Below are 6,467 nucleotides of genomic sequence, written 5' to 3' on the forward strand. Positions count from 1 at the left end.
TGTTTTTAACTTTCATTTTTTTGATTTGTTTAATTAACATTGTTGTTGCTATTGCTTATGCTGGTATAAAACTAAAATCTGTTAATTGAAATAATTTTTCAATAGCATTTGAAGAAGATATTTGTTTCAATATTTCTGCAATTATTGCTACTTTAATTACAATGATTTTTTCTTCTTTTATTCTTTATCAAAAATGAAAAAACTTTGATATGTTTAGCTATGAACAAAAGAAAAAAGAAAAGAAAATAGTACAAGAATTTAAAAAAATTCCTAAAAATAATTTAGTTATGTTAGACAATAAAATTGGTTTAATAAAATCTAATTTAACTCAACACACTTTATTGATTGGTACTACTGGTAGTGGTAAAACTACAACATTAATCAAAATTGTAAAACAACTAACATTTAAATTTGGTGAAACTACCATAATTATTGATGGGAAAGGTGATATTGATTTAATAAACAAAGTTAAAACTATCGATAATAATGCTTTTATTTGAACAATAAATGGTGACAATCAATATAATCCCTTAGCTTCTAAAAATAATATTGTTTTAGCAGATAAAATTATGAGCTTATTTGATTTTACTGAACCATATTATCAAAATATAGCTCATAACTATTTATTATTGCTACTAGATGTATTATTAACAAATAATATATCTATTACTTTTGATAATATGATTAATTATTTTCCAATAAAAAAATTAGAAAAATTAATAAAATTTAATAATAATCAAATTTCTTTACTATCTAATTTTGATGAAAAAGAAATAAATGGACTTTATAATCAATTAAATATTTATAACATTCAATTAAAAAACAGTTTAGGGGAAAATAATAATCTACTAGAATTGATTACTAATCATAAAACTATTTTGTTTAGCATAAATTCTCTAATGTATCCAAAACTAGCTAGTGCAGTTGGAAAAATTATTATTTAAGATTTAAAAGAACTAACAACAATCAAACCTAAAAAACAAAAAATCAATGTTATTTTAGATGAGTTTAACGTTTTTGCAAGTGATAGCATTATCAATTTAATCAATAAAACCAGAAGTTTTAACTACCAATGTTTTTTATCTTTTCAAGTAACAGATGACTTAGCAACTGAAAAGATAAAACTTCTAAATACAATATTTGGAAATGTCACGAACATCATTGCACATAGAGTAAACGATGTTGAAAGTCCTGAATATATAGCAAAAGTTTTTGGAACTAAGGAAACTCAAAAAATAACTAGACAAATTGACTTTAAAAATAGCACTGCAAATATGGGTTCTGTACGTTCAGTTGATGAATTTATTGTTCACCCAAACAACCTTAAAACCCTTAAAATTGGCGAATGCTATTTTAAAACCACTCTTCCAAGTGGAGAAACGTTTATTAAAAAAGTTAAAATCATAAAAATTGAATAATTACCTAAATAATAAACATACATTATTTATGATATAATGATAACAATAAAAAAAGATTTAGTAGATACAAACTACTAAACCTATGTACCTAAATAAATGTGACCAAACATTTATAAAGGGTTGATAATTATGTAAACACAATACAAGGTGTTTGTATAATTATATCACATCAAAAATTTGTGTGAATAGGTTTAGTAAAATAATTACTTCTTATTCACTTTTTTATTTATATTTAAAAATTACAAAACATATTACCTTTTATTATTATTTATTTCACAGACAGGAGCATATAATTATGCAAGTACAACAAAATAATAATCAAGTAAAAACATTTAATCAGTTAAATATTGCAAAAGATATTTCTAATTTTTTTATACCTAAAAATAATATAAATAAAAAATTTACTGATGATAGTTACCAAATTAGAATTTTTGAAAAATACATTTCAATACCTAAAAAATTTTGTTTTTTAGACAAAAATAAAAAAAACTACTTAATTGGTATTAAACCAAATTATATTTATAATTGCTATGACGCACAAAAAAACTGAAAAGAAAAAATCAGTGGCAACGATTTAATTAAAAATTATAACCTAAAAGGTGAACTTGTCAAGAAAAGTGGACAATAAAAGTAACCTTTTATTAAATTTTATAAAATAGTATTTGTAGTGTTAAATTTATAGGTATGAAGTAATTATTTGTTAATTTGGAATGAGCTAATCGATATTCGATTGGACTCATTCCTTTTAATTTTATTTGAGGTCGATGGTTATTATAAAAGTAAATATATTTAGGTAAGTTGTCTTGTATTCATTCAATAGTTCTATTTTTCTTGGAATTTGATATAAAAATTCTGTTTTCATTGTTCCAAATCAAGATTCAGTAGCACCATTATCACAAGAATTACCTCTTCTAGACATTGAAATTTTTATTTTTAATTCATCACATAAAGTTTTATATGAAGGATTTGTATAGTGAAATCCTTGATCTGATTGCAAAATTCATGAATTAGGTTTTTGAGCATTAACTCAAACTTGAATAATATTTTGGACAACAAATGTCATATCTAAACTTGAGCTTATTTTATAATCTAATATTTCATTATTATGAAAATCTTTAACAATTGATAAATAATATGTTTTACCATTAGTTAATAAATAAGTTATATCAGTACCTAATTTTTGATTTAAATCAGTGGTTGAAAAATCACGTTTTAATAAATTATCATATCTTAAACTTCCTGATTTAGTTCTATAATCAAATTTCTTTATGCGAACTTTAGCTTTTAAACCCATATTTCTCATATATCTATATACAACATGAAATTTTAATTTTAAATTATAAATTTTATTAATTCATAAAGTTATCATTTTATAACCATAAATTTCTTGAAATTCATAAAAATATTTTTAATTATATTAGCCAAAATGTATCTCATTTATTAAATTCATTCATTCCATTCTTAATTCACTTATAATATCCTGATTTTGAAACATTTAGCAATCAACATAAATAACTAATCTGATATTTTTCTTCAGGAGAAAATCACAAAATATTTCTTCTTTTTGTCGATTTTCTAAATACTTTTATATCATTCATTGCCTCAATATATTCAATTAATTCTTGTTTTGTCATGTCATTAAAATTTAAAGATTTGGGTCGACCTGTTCTTTTGGTTTTTAGCACGAATTCCATTGCCATATTCTAAACCTTTTCACCTAATAATTTATATGCTTTAATTCATTCTTTTATTGATGATCGACCAATACCATACTCTAATGCGGTTTTATCAATTGTTTTAATTTTACTTATTTTTATTATTTTTAACTTTTCTTCTTTTGATAATCATTTAGCCATAAAAAAATGAACACCTTCCTTAAAGTATTTTTAACACAAAGGTTACAATTCTGTGTCTACTTTATTCTAGATGTTCAGGTTTACATTTTTTAACTGTTGAAAATCAACGATTTAAAAACATGCAACAATCAAATCCATTTTTAATGCAATTTAAAAATGCACAAGAAAGCATGGAATGACATAAAAAACAAGTTGCAAAAGAAAAAGAACAATTCAAAAACTATTTGTTATCTTTACAAAAAAATAAAGATAACAAAGTATCTGAAAATGATTTAGTAAATAGTAATAACATATCAAACTCATATCAAACTCATATCAAACTACTAATTATCAACAACGACAGCTCGACATAAAAAAAATAACTGAAGAATTGGACAAACCAATTTTCAGTTAAAAACTACCATTTCGCTCAAAGACACAACGCATAGGAAAGCAAAAGTGTCTCCAACTAAATAATAGCACAGTTTTAAATAAAAACATTTTTCATGATGTTTTTATTTTTATTTTTCGATTTTCCTAACAATACCATTTACAATATATTCAACAATACCATTCACAAAAAATATTATATAATATAGTTAATAACTTAATCATAATTTTTTAATAATTAATTATTAAAAAAAAATGCGAAAAATTATATTACCAATAAGCATTTTGGCACGCCAATCACCCGAAACCCCACACTCCCAACGATGTTGACAGTGCGGGGTTTCAGCTTAATGCTTGTTGGTAATATATTCTTTATTTTTCTTTTCTTTATAGCGGTAAAGATAAACAAAAATAAAGAACCAAACAAAAAGAAAAGAAACCGCTATAACTAATTTAAAGAAAACTAAATTAAGGAGAAATTGTTATGAAGAAAAAAATTAGATTTTTTTTAAATTATATTCTAGTTAGTGCAACGATAATCAATATTTCTGCTTGTAGATGAGGATGTACTAACAATAATTATGATTGATCTGATGAAACTGAACAAGATATTTCTGGTGATTACATTGTTCCTGACATAAATAAAAGAACCAGTAAAATAATAAGTGATCGTTTAAATTTTTTTGGGATAGATACTAGTAATGTGAAAAATTGATATTTAACAAATTCAGAAAACTGATTTAATAAAAGTAAGAAAAAATGAGAATTTATTAATAATTTAGAAGAAAAAATTAAATATAAAGCAAATGAAAAGTCAATTAATGATTTTAATGATTTGGAAAACAATAAAGATAGTTTTAATGATTTTAATGATTTACAAACACAAATAAATGATACTTATCTTAATACAACTAAAAAAGTAAATATAAATTTTGAAGATTTATTTCAAAAAATAAATATTTTAACAAAATATAAAAATGAAATTAAAAATGAAATTCTTAAATTTTATAATATCTTTTCAAAATTATATGGAAAAAATAATATATTAAAATTAGTTTACAAAATTGATTATGACCAATTATTAGATAAAAATCACATAGCAGCACAAACCAAAGGTTTAAAATTTTGAAAATTTGAACCTAATTATGGTTATTATTTAAATTGCACTCAAATGATAAGTCTTAGTAATGTAGTTTTTTCTAATGAAACTGCAATTAAAAATTACATTTTTGGTTTTTGATCAAATAAAAATATTGTTCATTCATTAGTTCATGAATATGGTCATGCTTTAAGTAATTTTTTATCATTAGATTTAAAAGGAAGACAGAAGATTAATTATTTTGTTGATAATCAAAATATTTTCCAATTAGATAATTATTTTTATAAATCATTAAAAATTTCACAAAATAATTCTAGTCAGCAATTAAACAGTCCAGAAAAATATATGATTTCATCATTAGCAAATGGTACCAAAATAAATGACCCAATTTATCAAAAATTATTATCTTATGCTATTGTAAGAAGTAATTATGGAAGAACATCAATTAATGAATTATTTGCAGAGGGATTTGCACAATGAATTGAAACACCTGAAAATCAGCGTAATATTGCATGAGAGAAATTAGATAAATTTTTTAGAATTGATTTACCAAAAATTTTATAATCTTTAAAAATGATTATAAAGTGAAAGTTGTTAACATTACATAAAAAAGTCTCATAACTAAGGCTTGATGAATAGTTTTATATTCAAAATAAAAATATCGCTAAAAACAGCAAATATGAACCAAATAAAGGCATATAACTAAAAAGGAGTGAATTATACAATGTAATACAAATAATAATAAGTATTAAAAAATAAATATTGCATGGATATAGTATTGATAAAATTTTAAATGGCAAAAATTGTTACAAAGAGTGATATCTCCAGTTAGTTTAACTGCCTAGAAGTCTGTAAAGATAGTTTTTCATTAAAGCTAGATGTCTTAACTTTATTTTTTCTTTAAAAAAATTAAAATATTATATTTTATATTAAATAACTTTATTTATACGCCTATATAGGAGTATAATTATAACATTAAAAATCAAATAAGGAGCGTTAAAATAATGAAGAAAGATGTAAGAGTTCAAATTTGAATGGAAAAGGAACTAAAAGATAAAACACAAAAATATTGTAAAGAAAATGATTTAACTTTTAGTCAATTAACAAGAAAGTTGCTTAAAAGGGAATTAGATATTATAAAACCTGAGTTACCTTTAATTATTACAAGAGATTATAATTCTAATATTCCATCTACTATTATTAGAATATTAACAATTAATTTTGATTCTGATATTAATACAAGAAAAAAAATACTTACTCGTTTTAATGAATTAAACTTTCACTGGGCATATATTGAACAAGAAAAAGGTTACAATGAAAATGAAAATCTTAATTTATATATATGAGATGAAGAATTACAGAACGCTATTAATGAAATTAAAAAAATAATAACTAAAAATAAATACCCAACTTAATGTTGGGCAGTGTGAGGGATATACCCCCTTGCACAGTATTACCTGTACTAACAAATTAATTATACGATAAAAGTATATATATCAAATTTTAGGAAAGTTGAGTTTACATGCAAGAAATTAATTGATGAAAACTTAAAAAAGGCCGTGGCATTATTGTTTGTATATCGGGTGATGAACACGAGGGTAAGCAAAATAGAAGGCCTGCTATTGTATTAAAAACACACCCATAATTTATAAGAGTTCAGTTATTGTCAACTCAATCAAGTAATCATGGATAAATTTCTTTACTAAAAACCAATATGTGAAAAAT

10 protein-coding genes are annotated in these 6,467 nt (G+C 22.7%); 6 read left to right on the forward strand and 4 right to left on the reverse strand.

What is annotated here, in order from left to right:
• From M0D11_RS04910 to M0D11_RS04915, 3 genes are all read left to right on the forward strand, one after another.
• The coding region (locus M0D11_RS04910) for a helicase HerA domain-containing protein (RefSeq protein WP_252320628.1) at positions 1–944 on the forward strand (944 nt) is incomplete at its 5' end.
• A gap of 21 nt (positions 945–965) precedes the next feature.
• Positions 966–1,418, forward strand: coding sequence for a TraM recognition domain-containing protein (locus M0D11_RS07450; protein WP_368862542.1), 453 nt, complete (start codon positions 966–968; stop codon positions 1,416–1,418).
• Positions 1,419–1,713: 295 nt separating this feature from the next.
• Complete coding sequence (locus M0D11_RS04915; protein ID WP_252320630.1) at positions 1,714–2,046, forward strand: hypothetical protein; 333 nt, start codon at positions 1,714–1,716, stop codon at positions 2,044–2,046.
• A gap of 13 nt (positions 2,047–2,059) precedes the next feature.
• On the opposite strand, the gene M0D11_RS07290 is transcribed toward M0D11_RS04915, so the two are convergent.
• From M0D11_RS07290 to M0D11_RS04935, 4 genes are all read right to left on the reverse strand, one after another.
• Positions 2,060–2,269 (reverse strand): IS3 family transposase, encoded by a 210-nt coding sequence (locus tag M0D11_RS07290; RefSeq protein ID WP_252320642.1) that lies wholly within the window; start codon positions 2,267–2,269, stop codon positions 2,060–2,062.
• Positions 2,170–2,721 carry a DDE-type integrase/transposase/recombinase gene (locus M0D11_RS07295; RefSeq protein ID WP_252320632.1) on the reverse strand — a complete coding sequence of 184 codons (552 nt, stop codon included), beginning with the start codon at positions 2,719–2,721 and terminating at the stop codon, positions 2,170–2,172. Before M0D11_RS07295 ends, M0D11_RS07290 begins: the two co-directional genes overlap by 100 nt.
• Positions 2,722–2,830: 109 nt before the next feature.
• Positions 2,831–3,118 carry a hypothetical protein gene (locus M0D11_RS04930; protein WP_252320634.1) on the reverse strand — a complete coding sequence of 96 codons (288 nt, stop codon included), beginning with the start codon at positions 3,116–3,118 and terminating at the stop codon, positions 2,831–2,833.
• Between the two features lie 3 nt (positions 3,119–3,121).
• Positions 3,122–3,274 (reverse strand): hypothetical protein, encoded by a 153-nt coding sequence (locus tag M0D11_RS04935; protein ID WP_252319288.1) that lies wholly within the window; start codon positions 3,272–3,274, stop codon positions 3,122–3,124.
• A gap of 119 nt (positions 3,275–3,393) precedes the next feature.
• On the opposite strand from M0D11_RS04935, the gene M0D11_RS04940 reads away from it, so the two are divergent.
• From M0D11_RS04940 to M0D11_RS04950, 3 genes are all read left to right on the forward strand, one after another.
• On the forward strand, positions 3,394–3,627 hold the full coding sequence (locus M0D11_RS04940) for a hypothetical protein (protein ID WP_252320636.1): 234 nt from the start codon (positions 3,394–3,396) through the stop codon (positions 3,625–3,627).
• 500 nt (positions 3,628–4,127) lie between these two features.
• Positions 4,128–5,306: a hypothetical protein gene (locus tag M0D11_RS04945; RefSeq protein WP_252320638.1), complete on the forward strand. Its 1,179-nt coding sequence runs from the start codon at positions 4,128–4,130 to the stop codon at positions 5,304–5,306.
• A 440-nt stretch (positions 5,307–5,746) separates the two neighbouring features.
• Complete coding sequence (locus M0D11_RS04950) at positions 5,747–6,157, forward strand: hypothetical protein (protein WP_252320640.1); 411 nt, start codon at positions 5,747–5,749, stop codon at positions 6,155–6,157.
• The last annotated feature ends 310 nt before the right edge of the window (positions 6,158–6,467 follow it).

Source organism: Spiroplasma endosymbiont of Lariophagus distinguendus, assembly GCF_023846195.1.
In the GTDB taxonomy this organism is placed as follows: domain Bacteria; phylum Bacillota_I; class Bacilli_A; order Mycoplasmatales; family VBWQ01; genus Spiroplasma_E.